Here is a 26,404-nt window from a genome sequence, read left to right as displayed (position 1 = left end):
ACGGAAGCCACCACGGTCGCCCCGGTCGTCACGACGGTCGTCGCGGCGGAACCCGCCACGGTCGTCACGGCGCTCGAACGAACGACCACCGCGGTCGTCACGACGCTCGACGGAACGGTCACGGCCGTTCCCGGTCCGCTCGGTGTTCTCCGCCTCACGCGGGCCCGACGACTGCGCCGGCAGCGAGATCTCGGCCTCGGCGGCGGCAGTGGCCACCTCGGCCAGCACCGTCTCCGGGTCCTCGCCCCGCTCCCGCGCGACCCTGGCGACCAGCCGGTCCGCCTCCTCGCGCAGCTCCGTGGCACGGCGCTGGGCGCGCTCCAGCTCCTTGGTGAGCTGGGCGACCTCACGCTCGGCCTGCTCCGCCACGTTGGCCGCGGACTCGGCCTGGACCTCGGTCATCGACCGGGCACCGGTGATCTCGGCGACCTCCGGCTCGAAGGCCGCGCCGCCCTGGATGATGTGGCGCGTGGCGTCGACGCCCGCGTCCTCCATCAGCCGGAAGATCTGGCGGCGCTGGTGCGGCAGGGACAGGGAGACGACCGTGCCGGTGCGGCCGGCGCGGGCCGTACGGCCGGCGCGGTGCAGGTAGTCCTTGTGGTCGCCGGCCGGGTCGACGTTCAGCACCAGGTCGATGCCGTCGACGTGGATGCCGCGGGCGGCGACGTCGGTGGCGACGAGCGCGTTGACGTAGCCCTTCTTGAAGTCCTCCAGCACCCGGGTACGCGCGCCCTGCGTCATCCCGCCGTGCAGCGCGTCGGCCTTCACACCGGCGTCGCAGAGCTGCTCGGCGATACGGTCGGCGCCGAGCTGGGTGCGGACGAAGATGATCGTGCGGCCCTTGCGCGAGGCGATCGCCGCGGTGACCGGCGCCTTGTCCTTGGGCTTCACGACGAGGATGTGATGCGACATGGTCGTCACGTTGCCCTGAGCGCTGTCGACCTCGTGCGTGACCGGGTCGGTCAGGTAGCGCTTGACCAGCGTGGAGATCTCGTTCTCCATCGTGGCCGAGAAGAGCATGCGCTGGCCGCCCGCCGGGACCTGGTCGAGCAGCTCGGTGACCTCGGGCAGGAAGCCCAGGTCCGACATCTGGTCGGCCTCGTCGAGAACGGCGATCTGCACGTTCTCCAGGGAGCAGGCGCCGCGGTTGATGATGTCGCGCAGGCGGCCCGGGGTGGCGACGAGGATGTCGACGCCTCGCTCCAGGGCGTAGATCTGGTTGCCCATGGAGGTGCCGCCGCACACGACCTTCATCTTCAGCCCGAGGACGTCGCCGTAGGGCTGGAGGGCGTCGGCCACCTGCATGGCCAGCTCACGGGTCGGCGTCAGGATGACGGCGCGCGGCTTGTGCTTCTCGGTGCGGCCGCCGGCCAGCGTGGCCAGGGTGGGCAGACCGAAGGAGAGGGTCTTGCCGGAGCCGGTGCGGCCCCGGCCGAGGATGTCCTTGCCCTCCAGCGCGTCCGGGATGGTCGCGGCCTGGATCGGGAAGGGGGTGGTCACGCCGTTCTGTGCGAGCTTGCGCACGATGCCCTCGGGCAGGCCGAGGTCGGCGAAGGTGGTCTCGGGGGTGTCGGCGGACTCGGAGGTCTCGACGACCTCGGGAGCCTCCAGGCCCTCGGAAACGCCCTCGGCGTTCTCGGGCACGACGACGTGATCAGTACTGATGATGGACATGCGAATGCGAAACCTCTCGGAGTCTCTCAGTCGGCACGCGCCCGTCAACTCCGTGAATCGCGATTCGCAATACGACCGCCTCGATGCGGTCCATCACGGCAAGGGAGAGTACGCGCCACACGGCGCGCTCTGCGGTGGCGCCGGGCAAATGGGATCAAACGATCTACCACCATACGCACCCACCACCCCTGAAGGCAAACCGGGTAGCACATGCCCAGCTCAGCCGGTCCTTCGCCCCGCGTCCGGCGCCCGTTCAGGCCCCTGTTTCCCGGCGCGCGCCCTCCACCGTCCGGCCTACACCGGCACCCCGGCCTCCGGTGCAGGCTCCCGCTGTGCCAGCTGCGTCCCCGGCGGCTCGTGCGCCGACGAGGACGGCTCGGGTGTCGGCTCCGGCGTCGGGGAGGCGGGCGGCTCCGGGGGCGGGGTCGGCTCCGGGTCCACCGTCCGCGGGGGCTCGGGGTCCACCGTCCGCGGGGGCGTCGGCTCGGCCGGTCCGCCCTGCGCCGGGGCGGAACCGGTCGGGTGCGCGGACGGCGAGCCCGAGGGGGCCGTGCCCTTGTCCGCACCGTCCTTGCCGCGGCCCTTGCCCTTCCCCTCGCCGCGGTCGTCCTCGCCTTTCCTCCCCTTGCCGTGGCCACGCCCCTCGTCGGCCGCCGCCGGGCCGTACCCGGCCGCGCCGCCCGACACCGCGGGCCCGCCGCCCGGGGCCTCGCCACCTCGCTCCCCGGCCGAGTGCGACGGCCTGGCCTCACCGCCGGACTCGTCGCCGACGCTCATGCAGCCGGCGGCAGCGGCGACGGCCACCACCGTGGCGGCCAGACGGACGGGTACGTACAAGGGGCGCACGGGCGGCCACCTCCGGGGGTCAGGAGTCGCCGTGCCCAACTCCCGTCACCCGCAAGAGGACACGCGCCCCGCGCCGCGGACCGTCACCCGGATCACGGACACCGAGCCGTGGGCCGAGTCCCTCACCCGTACCCGAGGGCGTGCAGGCGCGCGTCGTCGATCCCGAAGTGATGCGCGATCTCGTGCACCACCGTCACCTCGGTCTCCGCGACCACGTCCTCACGGGTGTCGCAGAACCGCAGCGTCGGCCCCCGGTAGATGGTGATCCGGTCCGGCAGCACCCCGGCGTACCACTCCCCGCGCTCGGTCAGCGGAGTCCCCTCGTACAGCCCGAGCAGCTCGGGATCGTCCGCCGGCGGTTCGTCCTCGACGAACACCGCGACGTTGTCCATCAGCCGCGTCAGCTCCGGCGGGATCCGGTCCAGCGCCTCGGCGACCAGTTCCTCGAACTCCTCGCGCGTCATCTCCAGCACAGGCCCATTGTCGGGTACGACACATCAGGTACGACACCGCCGCCCCCGACCTCTCACCCCTCGCATATCCGCCCGGGGACATGGGCATACGGGACCAATGGCCCGCGTCCCCGCCGCAGTCCTGCACGTCCTGGCCGAGGAGATGAACCGCATCCGCAGCGCCCCGCGCGCCCTCACCCGCCGCCGCCGCGCCCGCCCGGCGCCCCCGACGGGGGAGCTCACCCCCCGTTCCCGCCCCTGGACCCGCGCCCTCGGCCTCGTCGCCGTCGTCCTGCTCGGGGCCTGGCTCGGCCTGCTGATCGTCGGCAACGTGCGCGTCCCGGTCGGCCCCATGAACACGACGATGACCCTGCGCCCGTCCCTGACCGGCGGCACGAAGATCAACGTCTCCCCGCTGGGCGCGCTCCAGCTCGACAGCCACACCGCCCCCGTACGCCTCGACGTCAACGTCGACCAGCTCGACCCGGACCGCGCCCAGGCCCTCGTCGACCACCCCGAACGCCTCTCCGGCCTCCAGGACGAGGTCGCGAAGGACGTCCAGCACGGAACACTCGACCTGGCCGCCCGCTCCTGCGTCGCCGTCGTCACCGGCGCCACCGCCCTCGGCCTCGCCGTCTACCGCCGCCCGCGCCGCGCCCTGGCGGCCGGCGGACTCGCCCTCACCCTCCTGGTCGCCTCCGGCGGCACCGCGTACGCGACCTGGAACCCCGACTCGGTCCTGGAGCCGAAGTTCTCCGGCCTGCTCTCCTCCGCGCCGTCCCTGGTCGGCAACGCGCGCAGCATCGTCACCGAGTTCGACGTCTACCAGAAGGAACTGGCCCGCCTGGTGACGAACGTGACCAAGCTCTACGACGTCACGTCCACGCTCCCCGCCTACCAGCCCGACCCGACGACGATCCGCGTCCTGCACGTGTCGGACATCCACCTGAACCCCGCGAGCTGGAAGATCATCGCCTCACTGGTGGAGCAGTACCGGGTGAACGTGATCGTCGACTCGGGCGACACCATGGATCACGGCACGGCGGCGGAGAACGGCTTCCTGGACCCCATCGAGGACCTCGGCGCGCCCTACGTCTGGGTGCGCGGCAACCACGACTCCCGCGTCACCCAGGACTACTTGAAGGGCCTCAAGAACGTGCACGTCCTGGACGACGGCCGGGCCCGCACGATCGCCGGCCTGCGCTTCGCCGGCATCGGCGACCCGCAGTACACCCCGGACCGCTCGACGAAGCCCGGCGCCGAGGCCTCCCAGGAACTCGCCGGCGCCCGCCTGGCCTCCGCCCTGCGCGACCAGACCAGGGCCGGCACCCCCGTGGACGTCGCCATCGCCCACGAGCCGTCGGCGGCCCGCGAGGTCGACGGGACCGTCCCGCTGGTGCTGGCGGGCCATGTCCACCACGAGGACATGGAGGTCATGAAGTACGGCACCCGGCTGCGCATCGAGGGCTCCACCGGCGGCAGCGGCCTGCGCGCCGTGGAGGGCAAGCACCCCGACCCGGTCCAGGCGTCGATCCTCTACTTCGACCGGGACAGCCGGCGCCTCCAGGCCTGGGACGAGATCAAGCTCGGCGGACTGGGCCTCACGACGGCCGAGGTCAGCCGTCATCTGCCGAAGGAGAACCAGCCGGGCGCGACACCGTCCCCGACCGGCACGGGCCCGTCCCCGACGGACACCACCGGCACGCCGAGCAGCCCGTCTCCCGGCACTCCGTAAACCGTTTTGGCGATACCTCCCGCCATCCCATATGCTTCTCACGTCCCCGACGCGCTGAGAAGCGCCCAGGCGGGCCGATAGCCCTCATCGTCTAGCGGCCTAGGACGCCGCCCTTTCAAGGCGGTAGCACGGGTTCGAATCCCGTTGGGGGCACGCAGTACATGTGCGACACTGTCGTACGAAGCTTGGTCCTGTGGAGCAGTTTGGAGTGCTCGCCACCCTGTCAAGGTGGAGGCCGCGGGTTCAAATCCCGTCAGGACCGCTGAGGTTTCACGTGAAACCTCGCGGCTGGGTAGCTCAGTTGGTACGAGCGATCGCCTGAAAAGCGATAGGTCGCCGGTTCGACCCCGGCCCCAGCCACAGTAAGGCCCCGATCTTCGGATCGGGGCCTTGTTGTTTCCGGTGCCGCCGGTCCCGCCGGCCCGCACCTCGCCGGACCCCGGGGCAAAAGCGTTCGCCAGGAATTTCTCGGGGATGCGATCCTGGAACCCGTATGTCTACGCACCCCGCCCCCGCCCTCGGCGCCCTCGCTCCCCGCCTGACCGAGCTGTCCCTGCGCGACGCGCACCGGCTCGGCCGGAGGCTCGAGGGTGCGCGGAAGATCCGTAAACCGGAGGCCCGTGCCGCCGTTCTCGCCGAGATCGAGGCGGAGGTGGCCAAGGCCGAGCAGCGCATCGGTGAGCGCCGGGCCCGTGTGCCCGTCGTCAGCTACCCCGAGCAGCTTCCGGTCAGCCAGAAGAAGGACGTGATCGCGGAGGCCATCCGTGATCACCAGGTCGTCATCGTCGCCGGTGAGACCGGATCCGGAAAGACCACGCAGATCCCGAAGATCTGTGTGGAGCTCGGCCGCGGTGTGCGCGGCATGATCGGGCACACCCAGCCCCGCCGGATCGCCGCGCGCACCGTCGCCGAGCGGGTGGCGGACGAGCTGGACACGCCTCTCGGTGAGGCCGTCGGCTGGAAGGTCAGGTTCACCGACCAGGTGAATCCGGACGCCACGTTCATCAAGCTGATGACGGACGGCATCCTGCTCGCCGAGATCCAGACCGACCGCGAGCTGCGCGCCTACGACACGATCATCATCGACGAGGCCCACGAGCGGTCCCTCAACATCGACTTCCTGCTGGGTTATCTGGCCCAGCTGCTGCCGAAGCGGCCGGATCTGAAGGTCGTCATCACCTCGGCGACGATCGACCCCGAGCGCTTCTCCCGGCACTTCGGCGACGCGCCGATCATCGAGGTCAGCGGCCGGACGTACCCGGTGGAGGTGCGGTACCGCCCGCTCCTCGAGGAGGACGGCGAGGACGCCGACCGCGACCAGATCACCGCTATCACCGACGCGGTCGAGGAGCTGATGGGCGAGGGGAAGGGCGACATCCTCGTCTTCCTCTCCGGTGAGCGGGAGATCCGGGACACCGCCGACGCCCTGGAGAAGAAGAAGTACAGATTCACCGAGATCCTGCCGCTGTACGCCCGCCTCTCCCATGCCGAGCAGCACCGGGTGTTCCAGCAGCACACCGGGCGCAGGATCGTCCTGGCCACGAACGTCGCCGAGACCTCGCTGACGGTGCCGGGCATCAAGTACGTCATCGACCCCGGTTTCGCCCGCATCTCCCGCTACAGCCACCGCACCAAGGTGCAGCGGCTGCCGATCGAGCCGATCTCGCAGGCCAGCGCCAACCAGCGCAAGGGCCGCTGCGGACGGACCAGCGACGGTATCTGCATCCGGCTGTACTCCGAGGACGACTTCAACGCGCGCCCGGAGTTCACGGACGCGGAGATCCTGCGGACGAACCTCGCCTCCGTCATCCTCCAGATGACGGCGGCCGGCCTCGGCGACATCGAGAAGTTCCCGTTCATCGACCCGCCGGACCACCGCAACATCCGCGACGGCGTGCAGCTCCTCCAGGAGCTGGGCGCGCTCGACCCGGCGCAGAAGGACGTACGCAAGCGGCTGACCGACACCGGCCGCAAGCTGGCGCAGCTGCCCGTCGACCCGCGCCTGGCCCGGATGGTGCTGGAGGCCGACAAGAACGGCTGTGTCCGCGAGGTCATGGTCATAGCGGCGGCCCTGTCCATCCAGGACCCCCGGGAGCGCCCGGCGGACAAGCAGGCGCAGGCCGACCAGCAGCATGCCCGGTTCAAGGACGAGACCAGCGACTTCCTCGCGTTCCTCAACCTCTGGCGGTACGTGCGCGAGCAGCAGAAGGAGCGCGGCTCATCGTCCTTCCGCCGGATGTGCAAGCAGGAGTACCTCAACTTCCTGCGGATCCGGGAGTGGCAGGACATCTACACGCAGCTGCGCACGGTCGCCAAGCAGATGGGCATCCAGCTCAACGACGCCGACCACGCCGCGCCCGACGACCGCGTGCACGTGTCGCTGCTGGCCGGGCTCCTCTCGCACGTGGGCATGAAGGACGTGAAGGAGGGCGCGAAGAACGAGTACCTGGGTGCGCGCAACGCCAAGTTCGCGATCTTCCCCGGCTCGGCGCTGTTCAAGAAGCCGCCGCGGTTCGTGATGTCCGCGGAGCTGGTGGAGACCTCCCGGCTCTGGGCCCGGGTCAACGCGAAGATCGAGCCCGAGTGGGTGGAGCCGCTCGCCGGGCACCTCCTCAAGCGCACCTACAGCGAGCCGCACTGGGAGAAGGACCAGGCGGCGGTGATGGCGTACGAGAAGGTGACGCTGTACGGCGTGCCGATCGTGGCGCAGCGCAAGGTGAACTACGGGCGGATCGATCCGGAGGTCAGCCGCGAGCTGTTCATCCGCAACGCCCTGGTGGAGGGCGACTGGCGTACGCACCACAAGTTCTTCGCGGACAACCGCCGGCTGCTGACCGAGGTCGAGGAGCTGGAGCACCGTGCGCGGCGCCGGGACATCCTGGTCGACGACGAGACGCTCTACGACTTCTACGACCAGCGGGTGCCCGAACACGTCGTCTCCGGTGCGCACTTCGACTCGTGGTGGAAGCACAAGCGGCACGAGCAGCCCGACTTCCTCGACTTCGAGCGCGAGATGCTCATCAACGAGAAGGCGGGGGCGGTCACCAAGGACGACTATCCGGACTCCTGGCGTCAGGGGCCGCTGAAGTTCCGTGTGACCTACCAGTTCGAGCCGGGGGCGGACGCGGACGGTGTGACCGTCCACATTCCGCTCCAGGTGCTCAACCAGGTCACGGACGAGGGCTTCGAGTGGCAGATCCCGGGCCTGAGGGAGCAGGTCGTCACGGAGCTGATCCGGTCCCTGCCCAAGCCGATCCGCCGCAACTACGTCCCGGCGCCGAACTACGCGCAGGCGTTCCTGGAGCGGGCCGTGCCCCTTCAGGAGCCGCTGACGGTGACCATGGCGCGGGAGCTCAAGCGCATGGTGGGGGTGCCGTTCGACGCGGAGGACTTCGACTGGGCCAAGGTCCCCGACCATTTGAAGATCACGTTCCGGATCGTCGACGAGCGGCGCCGCAAGCTGGCCGAGGACAAGGACCTGGAGGCCCTGAAGCTCCGGCTGAAGCCGAAGGCGCGCAAGGCGCTGTCGCAGGCCGCGGCGGCCACCGCCGAGCGCAGCGGCGGCGAGTCCCTGGAGCGCGCCGGCCTGACGGACTGGACGATCGGCACCCTGTCCCGGGTCTTCGAGACGCGCCGGGCCGGTCAGCCGGTGAAGGCCTACCCGGCGCTGGTCGACGACGGGGACACGGTGTCCGTGCGCCTCTTCGACACCGAGGCCGAGCAGGCACAGGCCATGTGGAAGGGCACGCGCCGGCTGATCCTGCGCAACATCCCGGTCAACCCGGCGAAGTTCGCGTCCGAGAAACTGACCAACCAGCAGAAGCTGGGCCTGTCCGCGAATCCGCACGGGTCCGTCCAGGCCCTGTTCGACGACTGCGCGACGGCGGCGGCGGATCGGCTGATCGCGGACTTCGGCGGGCCGGCGTGGGACGAGGAGTCGTACCGGAAGCTCTACGACAAGGTCCGCGCGGAGATCGTCGACACGACCGTCCGTACGGTGGGGCAGGTGCAGCAGGTGCTGGCCGCCTGGCAGGCCTGTGAGCGCCGTCTGAAGGCCGTGCGGAGCCCCGCGCTGCTGCCGAACCTCCAGGACGTGCGGACGCAGCTGGACGGCCTGGTGAAGCCCGGCTTCGTGACGGAGGCCGGCATCGGGCGGCTGCCCGACCTGATGCGCTATCTGGTCGCCGCCGACCGGCGCCTGCAGCAGATGCCGGCCAACGTCCAGCGGGACACGACCCGGATGGAGAAGGTCCACGAGATGCGGGACGAGTACGCGTGGCTGCTGGAGCAGATGCCCCAGGGGCGGCCGGTCCCGCGGCAGGTCCTGGACGTCCGCTGGATGATCGAGGAGCTGCGGGTCAGCTACTTCGCCCACGCGCTGGGGACGGCGTACCCGATCTCCGACAAGCGGATCGTGAAGGCGATCGACGCGCTGGCGCCGTAGCGGCGAGGCCGTGACGAGGAGCGCACGGAGGGTGAGTTCGACCCTGGGCCCACCCTCCTGTAGAGTCTCTTCTCGCAGCGCAACGCAGCAGAATCCATAAGCGACTCCGTCGCGTGGGCGCCGCAAAGCCTGGTCCTGTGGAGCAGTTTGGAGTGCTCGCCACCCTGTCAAGGTGGAGGCCGCGGGTTCAAATCCCGTCAGGACCGCAGTAAGAAGGCCCGCACCGATCGGTGCGGGCCTTCTGCGTGCCGTCCGCAGGTCGGGGTGCGCCCGAACGCCCCGGAAGCCCTCAGCGCCTCTCTCGCGGCCTTGACGACGTCACATTCGCTAGGTACTCCAAAGGCAGGGCACGTTCTCCGTGCGGTCCCTGGAGGTGGCGTATGGCGGCATCGGTCAGGCACGAGACGCGGGCACTGCTCCGCGCGCATCTGTCGGCCGCGTCGTCGTACCGCCATCTGACGCGCCACTGTCCGATCTGCCACCGGCTGCTGCGACTGGCGTGGGACTCCGCCGCTCCGCCGGCGCAGCCCCCGTCCCCGCCTGCGCCGCCGTCTCCGCCCCCGTCTCCGTCACCGACGGGCCGTCAAGAGGCCGTCGAGGGCGAGAGCGCCGCCGCCACGTGAACCCCCGTCGGCCCCAACGCCCGTGCCCTGCCGGGCTGGTGGAACCGGCGGCTCCTCTAGCGCACATATGCCAGAGCCAACAAGCGCCAGCACGTGTGACGGGTGTCACCGCATGAGTTTTTGAAACGGTGGCACTTACGCCTCTCCTACAACTGGTCGATTTAATATGTGCAATTGCACCCTCCCGCAGGGTGCTTCCGCACGTTCCCCCACGGCCCGCCCACAGCGGATCCGACAGCCTCCCCCAGACTCCGACAAGGCCGCTCTCAGCGGACCGTCACCCGGCACAAAAAAATCGCGCTGGACCCGGCGGAGTCCAGCGCGATCCACGACGTACCCGGCCGGTCGTCCGACATGTTCGAACGGCTTGGGCGTGGGGCCTGTTGGGGCAGGACCCGCGTCGGTTGGAGCTGTGGTGACAGGCGGCTCGACAGGTTGGGGGACCTGCCGTTCTGCCCGGTTATGCGGTTGTTCAGGCCTCGCTGCGCTGCTGCGGAATGCCCGCGAGCAGAGCGCGGACCTCGGCCTCGCGGTAGCGGCGATGCCCGCCGAGCGTGCGGATCGACGTGAGCTTGCCGGCCTTCGCCCAGCGCGTGACCGTCTTCGGGTCGACGCGGAACATGGTGGCGACCTCAGCCGGGGTCAGCAGCGGCTCGGCATCAGGGGTGCGAGCGGTCATGAGCGGCCTCCTCGGGAGAACCGAACCTTCTCGGTTCTTTCCTCTAAATTCTGCACCTTGACCCGCGTTGCCCGAAATGGCGGACGCGAGTCGAGTCGGTTATAGGACGAACGGCTTGTCCTCGGCACTACAACTACACCATCTGTCCAGCCGCGTCGGCCAAACCGATGGAATTGCCCTCCCAGGTGTTCATCAGCGACGGATGCCGATGGACCATGCCATAGCGGACAGTCACGCCACTGTGACGATCAGTCACAGAGCGATCAGGAGTCACCAGACCCCCCAAAGCGTGCAATGCTGAGATTCCGCCCACAGTGCACCACAGCAGGACGGATGGAGCCCTCCCCGGACTCCTTGTCCTATTTTGGCATGAGGAGGGGGAAGGGGCGCAAGAGTGGCGTACGTGCGGTCCGTCACGCTTGACACATACGCCCGGATCGGGACTTCCGTCCCCTGGTGACGAAGTATCAGGTCACACCGAACAGGTGTCTGAGCGAGAGACGAAACCCCAAATCGGGCGGTACGTCAAACGTCAGTTCGCCGACCGCCGGTCCCGCACCGACCGCCACCGCTCCACCAGCCGCCCGTACGCGGCACCCGCCGTCGTCCCGTCCCCCCGGCGCAGCGCCTCGATGCCCTCGGCCACGTCCGCCGCCGAGTGGTCGGCCTCCAGCTCTCCGGCCGGCAGGGCGTGCACCAGTCCGCCGTAGTCCAGCTCCACCAGTGACCGCGGGTGGAACTCCTCGAGCCAGCGCCCCACGTCCACCAGGCCGTCGATCAGCGGCCCCCGGTCCATGGCCTCCTTCAGCGCCCGCAGCCCCCGGGCCACCCGCCGCCGCGCCTGCACCATCGGCGTCCGGTAGCGCAGCACCGGCGGCACCGACCCGGCATCGTCGCCGCCCTTGTCGTACTCCCGCTCCTCGTCGGAGACCAGCACGAACCAGTTGATCGGCACCTGCCAGGTGGCCGTGCGGATCCAGGGGCGGGCGTCGGGGTTGCACTCCAGCCAGCGTTCGTAGTCCTGGGTGGTCTGGCGGCGTACGACCGGAGGGAGCAGGGCGTCCAGGACGGGCTCGGGGAAGTCCTCGGCCAGCTCCCCGAGCGCCTGCCAGCCGCGCAGCCGGGTCCGCCAGGGGCACACGCAGACCACCCCGTCGACCTCGGTCACGAAGGCGTCGCCGCTCTCGTGCACCGGTACCGGCACGGGCGGCGTGGGCAGCAGGTCGGCCAGGGAACGGCGTAGTTCGTCCTGGTAGGAGGGCAGGTCGGTGCGGCGGGCGTAGCGGCCCCAGTGGCCGCGCTCCGGCTCGGGGAAGGCGGCCAGCGGTTCGTACACGCGCAGGTAGGCCGCGTAGGGGACGATCACCGAGGACACCTTGGGCACGCCTGCTCCCTCCCCCGCGCACCGTCTCGAAAACCTGCGGGAGCCGATCACAAACGCGCGGGAATCTCTGCAAATCGTCGCACGCCTGTACTCCGTGCGGAGGTGATCCTCGGCACTGTGCGGCGGGTGGACCCCGTCAGGCTCTAATCTCATGCCACAGTCCCCGCCACCCGCACGGGGACCCGTCACCACCCGCCGCACCTACACAGGAGTCACCACCGTGACCGACGTAACCGGCGCACCTGCTGATGTACTGCACACCCTGTTCCACTCGGAGCAGGGGGGTCATGAGCAAGTCGTGCTCTGCCAGGACCGTGCCAGCGGCCTTAAGGCCGTCATCGCCCTCCACTCCACCGCCCTGGGCCCCGCGCTCGGCGGTACGCGTTTCTACCCGTACGCGAGTGAGGCGGAGGCCGTCGCCGACGCGCTGAACCTCGCGCGCGGGATGTCGTACAAGAACGCCATGGCCGGTCTCGACCACGGCGGCGGCAAGGCCGTGATCATCGGCGACCCGGAGCAGATCAAGAGCGAGGAGCTGCTGCTCGCCTACGGCCGGTTCGTCGCCTCGCTCGGCGGCCGCTACGTCACCGCCTGCGACGTGGGCACCTACGTGGCCGACATGGACGTCGTGGCGCGCGAGTGCCGGTGGACGACCGGACGCTCCCCCGAGAACGGCGGCGCGGGCGACTCGTCCGTGCTCACCTCCTTCGGCGTCTACCAGGGCATGCGGGCCGCCGCCCAGCACCTGTGGGGCGACCCGACGCTGCGCGACCGCACGGTCGGCATCGCCGGCGTCGGCAAGGTCGGTCACCACCTGGTCGAGCACCTGCTCGCCGAGGGCGCGCACGTGGTCGTCACGGACGTGCGCAAGGACGTCGTACGGGCGCTCACCGAGCGGCACCCGTCGGTGATCGCCGTCGCCGACACGGACGCGCTGATCCGGGTCGAGAACCTGGACATCTACGCCCCCTGCGCGCTCGGCGGCGCGCTGAACGACGACACCGTGCCGGTGCTGACCGCGAAGGTGGTGTGCGGCGCGGCCAACAACCAGCTCGCCCACCCGGGCGTCGAGAAGGACCTCGCCGACCGCGGGATCCTCTACGCGCCCGACTACGTGGTGAACGCCGGCGGTGTCATCCAGGTCGCCGACGAGCTGCACGGCTTCGACTTCGACCGGTGCAAGGCGAAGGCCGCGAAGATCTACGACACCACGCTGGCCATATTCGCACGTGCGAAGGAGGACGGTATTCCGCCGGCCGCCGCGGCCGACCGGATCGCCGAGCAGCGGATGTCGGAGGCACGCGCGCGGCGCTGACCGGAGACCGCGCTCCGTACGCTCCGGAGGGTGATCCGGAGGCGGTATTCGAAGGTTTGAGCGGTACCCGCCGGCGGGCAGTTGGAGAGAACTCTCACTTCTCCCGGCGGGTCGACCGTCGAAACGTGGTTAAAATCGCCTTTGACCAGCGAGGACAGGGCGCCTCGAAGGTCCTGGGCGTAGCCACGTCCTGCGGGCGACGTACCGTATGGGCGTGGGCTCAGGTACCGTGGAAGCCCTACGGACCGGTCTCTCCACGGAGAGCCCGTTCCGGACCATGAACGCGTGTCAAGACTCTGGGGCCGTCGAGCCCCGTCGTTGAGGGGGTCGAGCCATGGGGCGCGGCCGGGCCAAGGCCAAGCAGACGAAGGTCGCCCGCCAGCTGAAGTACAACAGCGGTGGGACTGATCTCTCCCGCCTGGCCGAGGAGCTGGGCGCATCGACGTCGAGTCCGCAACCGCCTAACGGCGAGCGGTTCGAGGACGATGAGCAGGACGACGAGCTGTACGCAAAGTACGCCGACCTCTACGAGGACGACGAGGACGAGGACGGCCAGTCCCCGCAGCATCGTCGCGGCGCTTGACCCTGCACTGAACACTCACCCGGTCGGTGACTTCCGTCACCGACCGGGTTCTGTGCTACCCGCATCGCCGTGCCGGGCTCGGCTCAGCGGGCGTAGTCACCGGTCATGGTGGCGCCCGTGCCGTGGTCGCCGCGGGCGGTGATCTCGCCTGCCACCCAAGCGTCGACGCCGCGGTCGGCGAGGGTCGTCAGCGCCACGTCGGCGGACTCCTGGGGCACGACGGCGATCATGCCGACGCCCATGTTCAGGGTCTTCTCCAGCTCCAGGCGCTCGACCTGACCCGTTCGTCCGACGAGGTCGAAGACCGGGGCCGGCGTCCAGGTGGAGCGGTCGACGGTCGCGTGCAGGCCGTCGGGGATCACGCGGGCCAGGTTGGCCGCGAGGCCGCCGCCGGTGACGTGGCTGAAGGCGTGCACCTCGGTGGTGCGCATCAGGGCCAGGCAGTCCAGCGAGTAGATCTTCGTCGGCTCCAGGAGCTCCTCGCCGAGGGTGCGGCCGAGGTCGTCCACGTGCGCGTCCAGGGCCAGGCCGGCCTCGTTCAGCAGGACGTGGCGGACGAGTGAGTACCCGTTCGAGTGAAGGCCGGAGGCGGCCATCGCGACGACCGCGTCGCCCTCGCGGATGCGGTCCGGACCGAGCAGCCGGTCGGCCTCCACGACGCCCGTACCGGCGCCGGCGACGTCGAAGTCGTCCTCGCCGAGCAGGCCGGGGTGCTCGGCCGTCTCGCCGCCCACCAGGGCGCAGCCGGCCAGCACACAGCCCTCGGCGATGCCCTTGACGATGGCGGCGACACGCTCGGGGTGGACCTTGCCCACGCAGATGTAGTCGGTCATGAACAGCGGCTCGGCGCCGCACACCACGATGTCGTCCATGACCATCGCGACCAGGTCGTGGCCGATGGTGTCGTAGACGCCCAGCTGCCGGGCGATGTCGACCTTGGTGCCGACACCGTCCGTGGCCGAGGCCAGCAGGGGGCGGTCGTAGTTCTTGAGTGCGGAGGCGTCGAAGAGGCCGGCGAAACCGCCGAGGCCGCCGAGGACCTCGGGGCGCTGCGTCTTCTTGACCCATTCCTTCATGAGCTCGACGGCGCGGTCGCCCGCCTCGATGTCGACGCCCGCGGCTGCGTAGCTGGCACCAGTTGTGTCAGGCATGACGATGAGAACCTTTGTGTCGTACGGCAGGTATTGCGGACGGACGGCTACGGGCGACGGATGGCGTCGGCGGCGGCCGTACCGGCGGGCCCGGCGGCCAGCTCGGTCTCCAGGAGCTGCTTGCCGAGCAGCTCGGGGTCGGGGAGCTCCATCGGGTACTCGCCGTCGAAGCAGGCGCGGCAGAGGTTCGGCTTGGCGATGGTGGTCGCCTCGATCATGCCGTCGATGGAGATGTACGCCAGGGAGTCGGCGCCGAGCGAGGTGCCGATCTCGTCGATGCTCATGCCGTTGGCGATGAGCTCGGCGCGGGTGGCGAAGTCGATGCCGAAGAAGCAGGGCCACTTCACGGGCGGGGAGGAGATCCGGATGTGGACCTCGGCGGCGCCGGCCTCGCGGAGCATGCGGACCAGGGCCCGCTGCGTGTTGCCGCGGACGATGGAGTCGTCCACGACGACCAGCCGCTTGCCCTTGATGACTTCCTTCAGGGGATTCAGCTTCAGGCGGATGCCGAGCTGGCGGATGGTCTGCGAGGGCTGGATGAAGGTACGGCCCACATAGGCGTTCTTCACCAGACCGTTGCCGAAGGGGATGCCGGAGGCCTCGGCGTACCCGATCGCGGCGGGGGTGCCGGACTCCGGGGTCGCTATGACGAGGTCGGCCTCGGCGGGGGCCTCCTTGGCCAGCTTGCGGCCCATCTCGACGCGCGAGAGGTAGACGTTGCGGCCGGCGATGTCGGTGTCCGGGCGGGCCAGGTACACGTACTCGAAGACACAGCCCTTGGGCTTCGCTTCTGCGAATCGCGACGTGCGCAGGCCGTTCTCGTCGATGGCGACGAACTCGCCCGGCTCGATCTCGCGGACGTAGGAGGCGCCGCAGATGTCGAGGGCGGCGGACTCGGAGGCGACGACCCAGCCGCGCTCGAGGCGGCCGAGGACCAGCGGGCGGATGCCCTGCGGGTCGCGGGCGGCGTAGAGGGTGTGCTCGTCCATGAAGACGAGGCTGAAGGCGCCCATGACCTGCGGGAGGACGCTGTGAGCGGCCTCTTCGATGGTCAGCGGCTTGCCGTCCTCGTCGACCTGGGCCGCGAGGAGCGCGGTCAGCAGGTCGGTGTCGTTGGTCGCCGCGACGCGAGTGGAGCGGCCTTCCTGCTTGGGCAGGTCGGCGACCATCTCGGCGAGCTGGGCGGTGTTGACGAGGTTGCCGTTGTGGCCGAGCGCGATGGAGCCCTGCGCGGTGGCCCGGAAGGTTGGCTGGGCGTTCTCCCACACGGACGCACCGGTGGTCGAGTAGCGGGCGTGACCGACCGCGATGTGACCCTGGAGCGAACCGAGCGAGGTCTCGTCGAAGACCTGGGACACGAGGCCCATGTCCTTGAAGACGAGGATCTGGGAGCCGTTGCTGACCGCGATTCCCGCGGATTCCTGGCCCCGATGCTGGAGGGCGTAGAGCCCGAAGTACGTGAGCTTTGCGACCTCTTCGCCCGGGGCCCAGACACCGAAGACGCCGCAAGCGTCCTGGGGGCCCTTCTCGCCGGGAAGTAGATCGTGATTGAGTCGACCGTCACCACGTGGCACGTTCCCGAGTGTAGGCGAGATCGACCACTGGTCCGAATTGGGGATCCCGGCTCACCTGCGGATCACTCGTCGGCCACGGCGCGGACGACGGTGCCGTCTTCGCTGGTCAGCGTCAGGGTTTCGTGATCGATCCGGTAGTCGACCCGGCCCTCGAAGAAGCGGAGCATCTGCTTCTCGGCGTTCATGAGTGAGCCTTCGCACATCATTCGGGTGGTGGCCGGAGCGCCCAGGGTGATATGTCCGTCGCGGACGGTGGCCCGGGCGTTGACGTGGTTGCAGGGAAGGCGGCCGGATACGGTGCCCGCCTCCTGGTCGAAGGTGAGGTGGGCGCGGCCCTGCCCGCCGGGTGCCGTGACGGTCCAGGTCGTGCCGTACAGGGACGCGTCCTCGGGCCTGCTCAGCCGTACGGTGTCGCCGGCGGGGGTGGTGAGGGTCAGTCGGTCGCTCGCCGTGTCGGCGGTGAGGGGGCCGTCGGTGAGGACGCGGCCGAGGGACTTCTCGAAGTCCTGGGGCGTCTTCTCGCAGGCCATCTCGGTGAACGCGGCGTCCCTGAGCCGGACGCGCTCGCCGTCGACGTCGGCGCGGGCGGTGAAGGTGTTGCAGCCGGTGCTGCCCGCCGCCTCACCGCTGTCGTCGATCCGGACCCGTGCCGTGTCCGGCGCCCGGTGGGTGGTGCCGTCGACGGTGACGCTGTCGATGCTCCACCTCACGCCGGTGAACGGCCGGTCCGCGCCCACGGAGCCGCTGCCGCCGTCGGCCTTCTCGCTGCCGCAGGCCGCCGCGAGCGGGACGAGCACGGCGACGACTGCCATGGTCAGGGTCATGCTGCGCTGCTGCTTCTGCCTGTACATGCCGATTCGACGGAGGCGCGGAGGGTCTGGTTCCCCTCAGCTCAGCAGCGGCAGCAGCCCTGCGAGGTCGGCCCGCTCGCCGCTCGCGCTCACCTTGGCCTCCGCCACGGCGTCCTGCCAGGTCAGCCGTCCGGCCGCGAGCCGGACCCAGGTCAGCGGGTCGGTCTCGACGACGTTGGGCGGGGTGCCGCGGGTGTGCCGGGGGCCCTCGACGCACTGCACGACGGCGTACGGCGGCACCCGCACCTCCGTCGACCCGCCGGGCGCCTTCACGGCGAGCGCGTCGGCGAGCAACCGGGTCGCCGCGGCCAGGGCCTGCCGGTCGTACGGGATGCCGAGGCCGGGCACGGCGGCGTTGAGGTCGTCGGCGTGCACGACGAGTTCTACGGTGCGGGTGACGAGGTAGTCGTCCAGCGGCAGCGCGCCCGCGTTGGTCTCCAGGAGCCGGCTGCCGGGGTGCTCTGCGAGCAGCGCGCGCAGGCGCTCCTCGATGCGGGCGAGGTGGGCGTCGAGGTCGGGATGGTCCGCGGCGAGCCTCCTGGTGAAATCGGCGATCGCGGCGGAGTTGCCTGCGGTGGCGAAGGGCCACTCGACGACCTGGACGTCCTGCCGGGGCGGGGCGGGCCGGTCCACGGCGCGGTGCAGGGCGGTCAGGGCCATCCCGATGTGCGCCACCAGTTCCCGTACGGTCCAGTCCCCCAGCCGCGTCGGCAGCGCGAGCTGCTCGGGCGTGAGGGTGCGCACGGCCGCGCGTACGTGCCCGAACTGGGCGAACACGGCGGCACGGGTGCGGGCGGGGTCGTAGGTGCGGGCGCGTTTCCTGGCGGGCGGCATGGCGGTGAGCCTAGTGGGCGCGGGAGGCCGCGCTCCCGGGAAATACCGGGTCCGTGACCCGGAGCGGGAGGCAACGGCGAGGCCCCGCCCGGACGGATCCGGGCGGGGCCTCGCCGTTGCCGTGTGCCGGCGGTTACGCCAGCAGCGCCGGGATGGTGCCCTCGTGGGCCTCACGGAGCTCGGCCAGGGGCAGGGCGAACTCGCCCTGGACCTCCACCGTGTCCCCGTCCACGACACCGATGCGGGTGGCGGGCAGGCCGCGCGCGCCGCACATGTCGTTGAAGCGGAGCTCCTCCGAACGCGGGACGGCGACGACCGCGCGGCCCGCCGACTCCGAGAACAGGAAGGTGAAGGCGTCCAGGCCGTCGGGAACGACCAGACGCGCGCCCTTGCCGCCGAGCAGCGCCGACTCGACGACCGCCTGGATCAGACCGCCGTCGGACAGGTCGTGCGCGGAGTCGATCATGCCGTCGCGGGAGGCGGAGATCAGGATCTCGCCGAGCAGCCGCTCGCGCTCCAGGTCGACCTTCGGGGGCAGGCCGCCGAGGTGGTCGTGGATCACCTGGGACCAGGCCGAGCCGCCGAACTCCTCACGCGTGTCGCCGAGGAGGTACAGCAGCTGGCCGTCCTCCTGGAAGGCGACCGGCGTGCGGCGGGCCACGTCGTCGATGACGCCGAGGACCGCGACGACCGGCGTCGGGTGGATGGCCGCCTCGCCCGTCTGGTTGTAGAGCGAGACGTTGCCGCCGGTCACCGGGGTGCCGAGCTGGAGACAGCCGTCGGCCAGGCCGCGCACGGCCTCCGCGAACTGCCACATGACCGCCGGGTCCTCCGGCGAGCCGAAGTTCAGGCAGTCGGAGACCGCGAGGGGCTTCGCACCGGTGGTGGCGACGTTGCGGTACGCCTCCGCCAGGGCCAGCTGCGCGCCCGTGTACGGGTCGAGCTTGGCGTACCGGCCGTTGCCGTCCGTGGCGATCGCGACGCCGAGGCCGCTCTCCTCGTCCACGCGGATCATGCCCGAGTCCTCGGGCTGGGCGAGGACGGTGTTGCCCTGCACGAAGTGGTCGTACTGCTGGGTGATCCACTGCTTGGACGCCTGGTTGGGGGAGGACACCAGCTTCAGGACCTGGTCCTTCAGCTCCTCACCGGTCTGCGGCCGGGGCAGCTTGCCCGCGTCGTCGGCCTGGAGCGCGTCCTGCCACTCCGGGCGGGCGTAGGGGCGCTCGTAGACCGGGCCGTCGTGGGCGACCGTGCGCGGGTCGACGTCGACGATCTTGCCGCCGTGCCAGAAGATCTCCAGACGGTCGCCGTCGGTCACCTCACCGATGACGGTGGCGATGACGTCCCACTTGTCGCAGATCTCGAGGAAGCGGTCGACCTTCTCCGGCTCGACGACCGCGCACATGCGCTCCTGCGACTCGCTCATGAGGATCTCCTCGGGCGAGAGCGTGGAGTCGCGCAGCGGGACGTCGTCCAGCGTGATGCGCATGCCGCCGGAGCCGTTCGACGCCAGCTCGCTGGTCGCGCAGGACAGGCCCGCGGCGCCCAGGTCCTGGATGCCGACGACGAGCTTCTCCTTGAAGGCCTCCAGGGTGCACTCGATGAGGAGCTTCTCCTGGAAGGGGTCGCCGACCTGCACCGCCGGGCGCTTCGACGGCTTGGCGTCGTCGAAGGTCTCCGAGGCCAGGATCGAGGCGCCGCCGATGCCGTCGCCGCCGGTGCGGGCACCGTAGAGGATGACCTTGTTGCCCGCGCCGGACGCCTTGGCGAGGTGGATGTCCTCGTGCCGCATGACGCCGATGGCACCGGCGTTGACCAGCGGGTTGCCCTGGTAGCAGGCGTCGAAGACGACCTCGCCGCCGATGTTGGGCAGGCCCAGGCAGTTGCCGTAGCCGCCGATGCCGGCGACCACGCCGGGCAGCACGCGCTTGGTGTCCGGGTGGTCCGCGGCGCCGAAGCGCAGGGGGTCCACCACGGCGACCGGGCGGGCGCCCATGGCGATGATGTCGCGGACGATGCCGCCGACACCCGTGGCCGCGCCCTGGTAGGGCTCCACGTACGACGGGTGGTTGTGCGACTCGACCTTGAAGGTGACCGCGTAGCCCTGGCCGACGTCGACCACACCGGCGTTCTCGCCGATGCCGACGAGCATCGCGTCGTTCTGCGGGGCCTTCTCGCCGAACTGGCGGAGGTGGACCTTGGAGGACTTGTACGAGCAGTGCTCGGACCACATCACCGAGTACATGGCGAGTTCGGCACCGGTGGGCCGACGGCCGAGGATCTCCACGACCCTCTCGTACTCGTCCTTCTTCAGGCCCAGTTCGGCCCAGGGCAGCTCGACGTCGGGGGTCGCGGCCGCGTGCTCGACCGTGTCCAGAGGCGTCCGGCTCATGCGTTGACCAGCTTCTTGAGGATCGAGGTGAAGAACGGGAGGCCGTCGGTGCGGCCGGTGCCGATCAGCGGCTCGACGGCGTGCTCGGGGTGCGGCATCAGGCCGACGACGTTGCCCGCCGCGTTGGTGATGCCGGCGATGTCGTTGAGCGAGCCGTTCGGGTTGAAGTCGACGTAGCGGAACGCCACGCGGCCCTCCGCCTCCAGCTCGTCCAGCGTCCGCCGGTCGGCCACGTAACGCCCGTCCATGTTCTTCAACGGGATGTGGATCTCCTGGCCGGCGCTGTAGTCGCTGGTCCAGGAGGTGTCCGCGTTCTCCACGCGCAGCTTCTGGTCACGGCAGATGAAGTGTAGGTGGTCGTTGCCGAGCATCCCGCCGGGCAGCAGGTGGGCCTCCGTGAGGATCTGGAAGCCGTTGCAGATGCCGAGCACCGGGAGACCGGCCTTCGCCTGGTCGATGACCGTGTCCATCACCGGCGAGAAGCGCGCGATGGCGCCGGCGCGCAGATAGTCGCCGTAAGAGAAACCGCCGCAGAGCACCACGGCGTCGACCTGCTTGAGGTCCTTGTCCTTGTGCCAGAGCGCCACGGGTTCGGCGCCGGCCACGCGGATCGCGCGCTGCGTGTCCCGGTCGTCGAGGCTGCCGGGGAAAGTGACGACGCCAATACGAGCGGTCACTTCACAGCCTCCGCGACTACATCCTCGGACTCGACCTTGACGGTGAAGTCCTCGATCACGGTGTTGGCGAGGAAGGATTCCGCAAGATCATGGATGCGGGCGAGGGCGGCCTCGTCGACCGGCCCGTCAACTTCCAGTTCGAAACGCTTTCCCTGGCGGACGTCCGAGATCCCTTCGAAACCCAGTCGCGGCAGTGCGCGCTGCACCGCCTGGCCCTGGGGGTCGAGGATCTCCGGCTTGAGCATGACGTCGACTACGACGCGTGCCACTGGCACTCCCGGTGTGTGGTGCTGAGCAGGTCCCTTCAGACTACCCGTACAAAATTTCTACGCGCGTAGCCTTGGAGGAAACTACGTGACCCCTGTCACGATTCGGCATCGGGAGGGGACCCGCACGAAAAGCTTCGGGAAAGATCCCGGATCCACCACGGATGCCTATTGCGCGGCAGACACGCGGAGAGATTTAGTCGGGCTTCCCATTGCAATGCCGGGCACTGTACAAATGAAATGTCATTAGCCGATACTTTGCCCAATTACAGGCGAACAGTCGGCATCATCGCGGTGTCCTGGCACGTCATCGCGGAGATGCCGCACGAAGGGACCGATATTCGTGGCGCAGCGTGTCGTGGTCACTCTCTTTGACGACATCGACGGCTCGGAAGCGGCGGAGACGATCGCCTTCGGAGTCGACGGCCGGATGTACGAGATCGACCTGAACGAAGCCAATGCCCGGAAACTGCGCAAGGCTCTCGAGCCCTACGTGTCGGCGGGCCGGAAGCGGTCGCGGTCCGGCAAGGCGTACCGGCAGACGGAGGTCGCCCCCGATCCGGCGGCTGTCCGGGCCTGGGCCCAGGCCAACAAGATGGACGTGCCCGCGCGCGGCCGGATCCCGAAGAAGGTCTACGAGGCGTTCGCCGAGGCGCAGTGAGCGGTCCCGCCCGGCGGCCACCCCGACGGTCCGGCGGCCGGCACTCCGGCGCGGGAACGCCGACGGCCGCTCAGCCGCCCCTCGCGGCCACCGACTTGCGCAGCACCCCGGGTGATCAGCTAAAGTCTGGAGCACGCCGAGGGGCGAGGCCGAAAGGCCCAGCTCACGGAACATGCGGGTGTAGTTCAGTAGTAGAACATCCCCCTTCCAGGGGGAAGGCGCAGTGTGCAATTCCTGTCACCCGCTCTGCATCGCCGTACCGGCCACTCGATTGGATCAGGTAGGCTGGTGCTCGCACCGATCGGTGAACGCCGGTCGGGGGCAATGCGGACGTAGCTCAGTTGGTAGAGCGCAACCTTGCCAAGGTTGAGGTCGCGAGTTCGAGCCTCGTCGTCCGCTCGGGAATCAGACCCCGGTCCTCCACGGACCGGGGTCTTTTCGTGTGCCCGGGATGGCGCGAGGGACCGGACCGGCGTCTGACATTTGTCATGCCGAGCGATGACGGCCCGCACTGCCGCGCGGCCCGCCGCCCCGGGATGCTTGGAGCATGCAAGCAAACGGACACGAACACGTGATTGAGGTCACCGACCTGCGACGTGTGTACGGGGGCGGGTTCGAGGCGGTGCGCGGGATCGACTTCTCCGTGCGCCGCGGCGAGATCTTCGCGCTGCTGGGCACCAACGGAGCCGGCAAGACCTCGACGGTCGAACTCCTCGAGGGCCTCGCCGCCCCGGCCGGCGGCCGGGTGCGCGTCCTCGGGCACGACCCGTACACCGAGCGGGCCGCCGTACGTCCCCGCACCGGGGTCATGCTGCAGGAGGGCGGCTTCCCGTCCGAGCTGACCGTCGCCGAGACCGCGCGGATGTGGGCGGGCTGTGTGAGCGGGGCCCGGCCCGAGGCGGAGGTGCTGGCACTGGTCGGACTGGCGGACAAGAGGGGCACCCGCGTCAAACAGCTCTCCGGCGGTGAGCGGCGCCGCCTGGACCTGGCGCTCGCACTGCTCGGCGAGCCCGAGGTGCTCTTCCTCGACGAGCCCACCACCGGACTGGACGCCGAAGGCCGCCGCGACACCTGGGAGTTGGTGCGCTCGCTGCGCGACGGGGGGACGACGGTGCTGCTGACCACGCACTACCTGGAGGAGGCCGAGGACCTCGCCGACCGGCTCGCGATCCTGCACGAGGGCCGCATCGCCGCCACCGGGACCCCGGCCGAGGTGACCGCCACCCAGCCCTCCCGGATCTCCTTCGAGCTGCCCGACGGCTACTTCGTGGGCGACCTGCCGCCGCTCGGCGAGCTGGGCGTGAGCGACCACCGGGTCGACGGCCGGGTCGTCCGGCTGCGCACCCGGGAGCTGCAGCGGGCGGCCACCGCGCTGCTGGTGTGGGCCGAACGGGCCGGCGTGGAACTGCGCGGGCTGGACGTACGGTCCGCGTCCCTGGAGGAGGCGTTCCTGCGGATCGCGAAGGACGCGTCCGCGGGAACCACGGCGACGAAGGAGTACGCGGCATGAGCGGCACCGGTACCGAGGAACGCACCGCGCGGACCGGCACGGCCGCCGGCACCACCCCGCTGGGCCGGATGACCGCGCTCGCCCGCGCCGAACTGACGCTGCTGGGACGGAGCAGGGGCACACTGGTCGCCGCCCTGTTCGTGCCGCTGGTGCTGCCGCTCAGCGTGCGGTCGGCGGCCAAGGAGATGGACCTCGCCGGGGCCGGGCTGACGGTGGGCACCGTCGTCCTGCCCGCCGCGATCGGCTTCTCCCTGCTGTTCGCCGTCTACTCGGCCCTCGTCGGCGTCTTCGTCGTCCGGCGCGAGGAACTCGTCCTCAAGCGGCTGCGCACCGGCGAGCTGCGGGACGCCGAGATCCTGGGCGGCGCCGCGCTGCCGGCCACCGTCATCGGGTTCGCGCAGTGCCTGCTGCTGACGGCGGGCTGCGCGGTCCTGCTGGACCTGCCCGCGCCGCCCGCCCCGCATCTGGCCGTCGCCGGCGTGTTGCTGGGCCTCGTCATGTGCGCCTGTCTCGCGGCGGTCACCGCGGGCTTCACCCGGACCGGCGAGAGCGCGCAGGTCACGCCGATGCCGCTGATGATCGTCTCGATGATCGCCTCCGGCATGGTCGTTCCGCTGGAGCTGATGCCCGACCGGCTGGCCTCCGTCTGCGAGCTGCTGCCGCTGACGCCCGTCGTCACCCTGGTGCGCGGCGGCTGGACCGGCGACCTGTCGGCGTTCGAGGCCCTGGGCGCGCTCGCCACGGCGGTGGCCTGGACGGTGGTCGCGGTGTTTGCTGTACGGCGGTGGTTCCGCTGGGAACCGCGACGCTGACGGCCGGGCGGGCCGGGACCGGGGAGGGCGGGTTGAGCGGGGACATGCGCAGGCCACAGCACTGGTGGCGGCGGAAGAGCACACCGGCGAAGGTGGAGACGTACACACGGTGGTCGTTCCACTTCTTCGGGCTCATCGAGGTCCTCGCGCTGGGGGTGTCGAACTTCCGCGAGGTCGGGCCGCGGCTCGCGACCGTGCTGTGCCTGCTGATCGTCGTGCACGCCGCGCTCTGCATGCTGGTCGCGTCGCGGGCACTGGACTGGACGCGCGGCCGGCGTGCGCAGCCCGTCCGGCTGCTGTGGGCGCTCGCCGCGCTCACCGCGACGATCGCCGTCGGCGCGATCGGTCTCGCCGAGCGCGGACCGGGCGGCCCGGACGTGGACTCCGCGGCGTGGGGGATCTTCGGGGGTGTGCTGTGCTTCGGCGCCGGCATGATCACGCTCGGCGTGCACAACCGGCGCCGGGTGGTCGCCGTCGTCAGCGGCTTCGCATTCGGCGCCGGCGTCGTGTCCTTCCCGCTGGGCATGCCGAGCCTCGCCTCCCTCGTGGTGGCCTGCCTCGTGCTGCTGGGCGGCGGATTCCTCGCCTTCACCTCGATCTTCTCCGTCTGGCTGCTCAACGCGGTCTACACGCTCGACGAGGCCAGGGAGACGCGGGCCCGGCTCGCCGTCGCCGAGGAACGGCTGCGGTTCGGCCGCGACCTGCACGACGTGATGGGACGGAACCTGGCCGTGATCGCGCTCAAGAGCGAGCTGGCCGTACAGCTGTCCCGGCGCGGACGGCCCGAGGCGGTGGAGCAGATGATCGAGGTGCAGCGCATCGCACAGGAGTCGCAGCGGGAGGTCCGCGACGTCGTCCGCGGCTACCGGGAGGCCGACCTGGAGGCCGAACTCGCCGGTGCCCGGGGCGTGCTGGGGGCGGCCGGGATCGACTGCGAGGTACGGGGCGACACGGCCGGGCTGCCCGCCGGGGTGCAGTCGGCGCTCGGCTGGGTGGTGCGGGAGGCGACCACGAACGTGCTGCGGCACGGGGACGCGGGGACATGTGCCGTGGTGGTGCGGATGTCGGAGGGGCGTGTGGTGCTGACGGTGGAGAACGACGGAGTGACGGAGGCGCCCGGGACGGGTTCCCCCGGTGCCCCGGGCGGCGCTGCCGGCTCCGGACTCGCCGGGTTGCGGGAGCGGCTGTCCGCCGTGGACGGCACGCTGGAGGCCGGGCCCGTCGGCAACGGCGTGTTCCGGCTCACGGCCGAGGTGCCGCTGCCCCTGGCCGCCGGCACCGTGCTGGAGGTCGCGTCGTGACGGACCCCGTGCGCGTTCTGCTCGCCGACGACGAACACCTGATCCGCGGCGCGCTGGCCGCCCTGCTCTCCCTGGAGGACGACCTCATGGTGGTCGCCGAGGCGGCCACCGGCCCGGAGGCCCTGGCGATGGCGCGGGCGCACGCACCGGACGTGGCCGTACTGGATCTCCAGATGCCCGGTGCGGACGGTGTGAAGGTCGCCACATCGCTGCGCACCGAGCTGCCCGGCTGCCGGGTGCTGATCGTGACCGGCCACGGACGGCCCGGGCATCTGAAGCGGGCGCTCGCGGCGGGTGTGCGCGGGTTCGTCCCCAAGACGGTCAGCGCCCAGCGGCTCGCCGAGCTGATCCGCACCGTCCATGCCGGAAACCGCTACGTCGACCCGGAGTTGGCCGCGGACGCGATCTCCGCCGGGGACTCGCCGCTGACCGCGCGGGAGGCCGAGGTGCTGGAGCACGCGGCCGACGGGGCGCCCGTCGCGGAGATCGCCGAGCGGGCCGCGCTCGCCGAGGGGACCGTGCGGAACTACCTGTCGTCGGCCGCCACGAAGCTCGGCGCGGAGAACCGGCACGCGGCAGTGCGGCTCGCACGGGAGCGGGGTTGGGTATAGTGGCTCACGCACCACGGCGAAGCCCGCGG

The 26,404-nt window shown here is 70.5% G+C and carries 22 protein-coding genes and 6 tRNA genes; 16 read left to right on the top strand and 12 right to left on the bottom strand.

Features of this window, described 5'->3' with window-relative positions; all coding sequences use genetic code 11:
• From IEZ05_RS13725 to IEZ05_RS13715, 3 genes are all read right to left on the bottom strand, one after another.
• Positions 1–1,674 (bottom strand): DEAD/DEAH box helicase (locus tag IEZ05_RS13725; RefSeq protein ID WP_189230324.1); only part of this gene is annotated, 1,674 nt, incomplete at its 3' end.
• 294 nt (positions 1,675–1,968) lie between these two features.
• Positions 1,969–2,520 carry a hypothetical protein gene (locus tag IEZ05_RS13720; protein ID WP_189230323.1) on the bottom strand — a complete coding sequence of 184 codons (552 nt, stop codon included), beginning with the start codon at positions 2,518–2,520 and terminating at the stop codon, positions 1,969–1,971.
• A gap of 122 nt (positions 2,521–2,642) precedes the next feature.
• Positions 2,643–2,993, bottom strand: coding sequence for a metallopeptidase family protein (locus IEZ05_RS13715; RefSeq protein ID WP_161165491.1), 351 nt, complete (start codon positions 2,991–2,993; stop codon positions 2,643–2,645).
• A 97-nt stretch (positions 2,994–3,090) separates the two neighbouring features.
• Between IEZ05_RS13715 and IEZ05_RS13710 the strand changes: the two genes are divergently transcribed.
• The 7 genes from IEZ05_RS13710 to IEZ05_RS36335 all read left to right on the top strand — a co-directional run bounded on the left by IEZ05_RS13710 (position 3,091) and on the right by IEZ05_RS36335 (position 9,774).
• On the top strand, positions 3,091–4,707 hold the full coding sequence (locus IEZ05_RS13710) for a metallophosphoesterase family protein (RefSeq protein ID WP_189230322.1): 1,617 nt from the start codon (positions 3,091–3,093) through the stop codon (positions 4,705–4,707).
• Positions 4,708–4,787: 80 nt separating this feature from the next.
• A tRNA-Glu gene (locus tag IEZ05_RS13705) sits at positions 4,788–4,860 on the top strand.
• Positions 4,861–4,894: 34 nt separating this feature from the next.
• Positions 4,895–4,969, top strand: a tRNA-Asp gene (locus IEZ05_RS13700).
• 24 nt (positions 4,970–4,993) lie between these two features.
• A tRNA-Phe gene (locus IEZ05_RS13695) sits at positions 4,994–5,067 on the top strand.
• 133 nt (positions 5,068–5,200) lie between these two features.
• Positions 5,201–9,151 (top strand): ATP-dependent RNA helicase HrpA, encoded by a 3,951-nt coding sequence (gene hrpA / locus IEZ05_RS13690; RefSeq protein WP_189230321.1) that lies wholly within the window; start codon positions 5,201–5,203, stop codon positions 9,149–9,151.
• A gap of 131 nt (positions 9,152–9,282) precedes the next feature.
• Positions 9,283–9,357: transfer RNA gene (locus IEZ05_RS13685), tRNA-Asp, on the top strand.
• Positions 9,358–9,531: 174 nt separating this feature from the next.
• On the top strand, positions 9,532–9,774 hold the full coding sequence (locus tag IEZ05_RS36335; protein ID WP_229869704.1) for a DUF6274 family protein: 243 nt from the start codon (positions 9,532–9,534) through the stop codon (positions 9,772–9,774).
• A gap of 472 nt (positions 9,775–10,246) precedes the next feature.
• On the opposite strand, the gene bldC is transcribed toward IEZ05_RS36335, so the two are convergent.
• Both bldC and IEZ05_RS13675 read right to left on the bottom strand, forming a co-directional pair.
• Complete coding sequence (bldC, locus tag IEZ05_RS13680) at positions 10,247–10,453, bottom strand: developmental transcriptional regulator BldC (protein WP_003949541.1); 207 nt, start codon at positions 10,451–10,453, stop codon at positions 10,247–10,249.
• A 532-nt stretch (positions 10,454–10,985) separates the two neighbouring features.
• The gene (locus tag IEZ05_RS13675) at positions 10,986–11,837 is read right to left on the bottom strand and encodes a hypothetical protein (RefSeq protein WP_189230320.1); all 852 of its coding nucleotides are present in this window, start codon (positions 11,835–11,837) and stop codon (positions 10,986–10,988) included.
• 220 nt (positions 11,838–12,057) lie between these two features.
• Between IEZ05_RS13675 and IEZ05_RS13670 the strand changes: the two genes are divergently transcribed.
• Both IEZ05_RS13670 and IEZ05_RS13665 read left to right on the top strand, forming a co-directional pair.
• Positions 12,058–13,152 carry a Leu/Phe/Val dehydrogenase gene (locus IEZ05_RS13670; RefSeq protein ID WP_189230319.1) on the top strand — a complete coding sequence of 365 codons (1,095 nt, stop codon included), beginning with the start codon at positions 12,058–12,060 and terminating at the stop codon, positions 13,150–13,152.
• Between the two features lie 334 nt (positions 13,153–13,486).
• On the top strand, positions 13,487–13,735 hold the full coding sequence (locus tag IEZ05_RS13665; RefSeq protein ID WP_161165701.1) for a DUF3073 domain-containing protein: 249 nt from the start codon (positions 13,487–13,489) through the stop codon (positions 13,733–13,735).
• An 83-nt stretch (positions 13,736–13,818) separates the two neighbouring features.
• On the opposite strand, the gene purM is transcribed toward IEZ05_RS13665, so the two are convergent.
• From purM to purS, 7 genes are all read right to left on the bottom strand, one after another.
• Positions 13,819–14,886 (bottom strand): phosphoribosylformylglycinamidine cyclo-ligase, encoded by a 1,068-nt coding sequence (purM, locus tag IEZ05_RS13660; RefSeq protein WP_189230318.1) that lies wholly within the window; start codon positions 14,884–14,886, stop codon positions 13,819–13,821.
• A 47-nt stretch (positions 14,887–14,933) separates the two neighbouring features.
• Positions 14,934–16,460 carry an amidophosphoribosyltransferase gene (gene purF, locus IEZ05_RS13655; RefSeq protein ID WP_189230317.1) on the bottom strand — a complete coding sequence of 509 codons (1,527 nt, stop codon included), beginning with the start codon at positions 16,458–16,460 and terminating at the stop codon, positions 14,934–14,936.
• Between the two features lie 62 nt (positions 16,461–16,522).
• Complete coding sequence (locus tag IEZ05_RS13650; RefSeq protein WP_189230316.1) at positions 16,523–17,311, bottom strand: META domain-containing protein; 789 nt, start codon at positions 17,309–17,311, stop codon at positions 16,523–16,525.
• A gap of 36 nt (positions 17,312–17,347) precedes the next feature.
• Positions 17,348–18,145 carry a maleylpyruvate isomerase family mycothiol-dependent enzyme gene (locus IEZ05_RS13645; protein ID WP_189230315.1) on the bottom strand — a complete coding sequence of 266 codons (798 nt, stop codon included), beginning with the start codon at positions 18,143–18,145 and terminating at the stop codon, positions 17,348–17,350.
• A gap of 133 nt (positions 18,146–18,278) precedes the next feature.
• Positions 18,279–20,537 (bottom strand): phosphoribosylformylglycinamidine synthase subunit PurL, encoded by a 2,259-nt coding sequence (gene purL, locus IEZ05_RS13640; protein WP_189230314.1) that lies wholly within the window; start codon positions 20,535–20,537, stop codon positions 18,279–18,281.
• On the bottom strand, positions 20,534–21,214 hold the full coding sequence (gene purQ, locus IEZ05_RS13635) for a phosphoribosylformylglycinamidine synthase subunit PurQ (protein ID WP_077800307.1): 681 nt from the start codon (positions 21,212–21,214) through the stop codon (positions 20,534–20,536). Before purQ ends, purL begins: the two co-directional genes overlap by 4 nt.
• Positions 21,211–21,483 carry a phosphoribosylformylglycinamidine synthase subunit PurS gene (purS, locus tag IEZ05_RS13630; RefSeq protein ID WP_161165708.1) on the bottom strand — a complete coding sequence of 91 codons (273 nt, stop codon included), beginning with the start codon at positions 21,481–21,483 and terminating at the stop codon, positions 21,211–21,213. The genes purQ and purS overlap by 4 nt, the downstream gene beginning before the upstream one ends.
• Positions 21,484–21,823: 340 nt before the next feature.
• Here purS and IEZ05_RS13625 point away from each other — a divergent pair, with 340 nt between their 5' ends.
• From IEZ05_RS13625 to IEZ05_RS13595, 7 genes are all read left to right on the top strand, one after another.
• On the top strand, positions 21,824–22,141 hold the full coding sequence (locus IEZ05_RS13625; protein WP_055421997.1) for a histone-like nucleoid-structuring protein Lsr2: 318 nt from the start codon (positions 21,824–21,826) through the stop codon (positions 22,139–22,141).
• 174 nt (positions 22,142–22,315) lie between these two features.
• Positions 22,316–22,387, top strand: a tRNA-Gly gene (locus IEZ05_RS13620).
• Between the two features lie 80 nt (positions 22,388–22,467).
• Positions 22,468–22,540 (top strand) — tRNA-Gly (locus IEZ05_RS13615).
• 148 nt (positions 22,541–22,688) lie between these two features.
• Positions 22,689–23,651, top strand: coding sequence for an ABC transporter ATP-binding protein (locus tag IEZ05_RS13610; protein WP_189230313.1), 963 nt, complete (start codon positions 22,689–22,691; stop codon positions 23,649–23,651).
• The gene (locus IEZ05_RS13605) at positions 23,648–24,463 is read left to right on the top strand and encodes an ABC transporter permease (protein ID WP_189230312.1); all 816 of its coding nucleotides are present in this window, start codon (positions 23,648–23,650) and stop codon (positions 24,461–24,463) included. Before IEZ05_RS13610 ends, IEZ05_RS13605 begins: the two co-directional genes overlap by 4 nt.
• Positions 24,464–24,507: 44 nt before the next feature.
• Positions 24,508–25,764: a sensor histidine kinase gene (locus IEZ05_RS13600; RefSeq protein WP_189230311.1), complete on the top strand. Its 1,257-nt coding sequence runs from the start codon at positions 24,508–24,510 to the stop codon at positions 25,762–25,764.
• Positions 25,761–26,375 (top strand): response regulator transcription factor, encoded by a 615-nt coding sequence (locus IEZ05_RS13595; RefSeq protein ID WP_189230310.1) that lies wholly within the window; start codon positions 25,761–25,763, stop codon positions 26,373–26,375. The genes IEZ05_RS13600 and IEZ05_RS13595 overlap by 4 nt, the downstream gene beginning before the upstream one ends.
• Positions 26,376–26,404 lie beyond the last annotated feature (29 nt).

It is taken from the genome of Streptomyces flaveolus, from assembly GCF_014648815.1.
In the GTDB taxonomy this organism is placed as follows: domain Bacteria; phylum Actinomycetota; class Actinomycetes; order Streptomycetales; family Streptomycetaceae; genus Streptomyces; species Streptomyces flaveolus.
The sequence above is the reverse complement of the archived record's forward strand: the minus strand, read 5'-3'. Positions and strand labels throughout refer to the sequence as shown.

What these genes read in the sequence shown, in the direction of transcription:
- IEZ05_RS13710 (WP_189230322.1), top strand. Translation starts at nt 3,091, where the DNA reads ATGGCCCGCGTCCCCGCCGCAGTCCTGCACGTCCTGGCCGAGGAGATG.
- hrpA (WP_189230321.1), top strand. Translation starts at nt 5,201, where the DNA reads ATGTCTACGCACCCCGCCCCCGCCCTCGGCGCCCTCGCTCCCCGCCTG.
- IEZ05_RS36335 (WP_229869704.1), top strand. Translation starts at nt 9,532, where the DNA reads ATGGCGGCATCGGTCAGGCACGAGACGCGGGCACTGCTCCGCGCGCAT.
- bldC (WP_003949541.1), bottom strand. Translation starts at nt 10,453, where the DNA reads ATGACCGCTCGCACCCCTGATGCCGAGCCGCTGCTGACCCCGGCTGAG.
- IEZ05_RS13665 (WP_161165701.1), top strand. Translation starts at nt 13,487, where the DNA reads ATGGGGCGCGGCCGGGCCAAGGCCAAGCAGACGAAGGTCGCCCGCCAG.
- purM (WP_189230318.1), bottom strand. Translation starts at nt 14,886, where the DNA reads ATGCCTGACACAACTGGTGCCAGCTACGCAGCCGCGGGCGTCGACATC.
- IEZ05_RS13650 (WP_189230316.1), bottom strand. Translation starts at nt 17,311, where the DNA reads ATGTACAGGCAGAAGCAGCAGCGCAGCATGACCCTGACCATGGCAGTC.
- IEZ05_RS13645 (WP_189230315.1), bottom strand. Translation starts at nt 18,145, where the DNA reads ATGCCGCCCGCCAGGAAACGCGCCCGCACCTACGACCCCGCCCGCACC.
- purL (WP_189230314.1), bottom strand. Translation starts at nt 20,537, where the DNA reads ATGAGCCGGACGCCTCTGGACACGGTCGAGCACGCGGCCGCGACCCCC.
- IEZ05_RS13610 (WP_189230313.1), top strand. Translation starts at nt 22,689, where the DNA reads ATGCAAGCAAACGGACACGAACACGTGATTGAGGTCACCGACCTGCGA.
- IEZ05_RS13605 (WP_189230312.1), top strand. Translation starts at nt 23,648, where the DNA reads ATGAGCGGCACCGGTACCGAGGAACGCACCGCGCGGACCGGCACGGCC.
- IEZ05_RS13600 (WP_189230311.1), top strand. Translation starts at nt 24,508, where the DNA reads ATGCGCAGGCCACAGCACTGGTGGCGGCGGAAGAGCACACCGGCGAAG.